Source organism: Marinomonas ushuaiensis DSM 15871, assembly GCF_000521805.1.
Classification (GTDB): domain Bacteria; phylum Pseudomonadota; class Gammaproteobacteria; order Pseudomonadales; family Marinomonadaceae; genus Marinomonas; species Marinomonas ushuaiensis.
On the sequence record NZ_JAMB01000033.1, the window covers coordinates 1 to 959 of the forward strand.

A 959-nucleotide genomic window follows, 5' to 3' on the forward strand; every position below is an offset into this window, starting at 1 on the left:
GACATGCTTGGATCTTTAACAATTCTTTTTTGAAATAACAATAATCAAGGTTAAACCGATGCTCATCATTACTGATGCTTTATCGTAATCTGTGTTTCTGTTTTGATGCTTTGTTTAGAGTCTTTATTTCTCTCTTCACTTTATCATCCAAAACCACTTTGGTGTTATATGGTCAAGCCTCACGAGCAATTAGTATTGGTTAGCTCAATGCCTCACAGCACTTACACACCCAACCTATCAACGTCCTAGTCTCGAACGGCTCTTTAGGGGACTTATGTCCCAGTGAGATCTTATCTTGAGGGAGGCTTCCCGCTTAGATGCTTTCAGCGGTTATCCCGTCCGAACGTAGCTACCCGGCAATGCCACTGGCGTGACAACCGGAACACCAGAGGTTCGTCCACTCCGGTCCTCTCGTACTAGGAGCAGCTCCTCTCAAATCTCAAACGTCCACGGCAGATAGGGACCGAACTGTCTCACGACGTTCTAAACCCAGCTCGCGTACCACTTTAAATGGCGAACAGCCATACCCTTGGGACCGGCTTCAGCCCCAGGATGTGATGAGCCGACATCGAGGTGCCAAACACCGCCGTCGATGTGAACTCTTGGGCGGTATCAGCCTGTTATCCCCGGAGTACCTTTTATCCGTTGAGCGATGGCCCTTCCATACAGAACCACCGGATCACTAAGACCTACTTTCGTACCTGCTCGACGTGTCTGTCTCGCAGTTAAGCGTGCTTTTGCCTTTACACTCTACGCATGATTTCCGACCATGCTGAGCACACCTTCGTGCTCCTCCGTTACTCTTTGGGAGGAGACCGCCCCAGTCAAACTACCCACCACACAGTGTCCTCGATCCAGATAATGGACCTGAGTTAGAACCTCAAACATACCAGGGTGGTATTTCAAGATTGGCTCCAATGAGACTAGCGTCCCATCTTCAAAGCCTCCCACCTATCCTA

1 rRNA gene is annotated in these 959 nt (G+C 49.1%); it reads right to left on the reverse strand.

Features of this window, described 5'->3' with window-relative positions:
- Positions 1-168: 168 nt before the first annotated feature.
- Positions 169-959, reverse strand: a 23S ribosomal RNA gene (locus MUS1_RS15540); the annotation flags it as partial.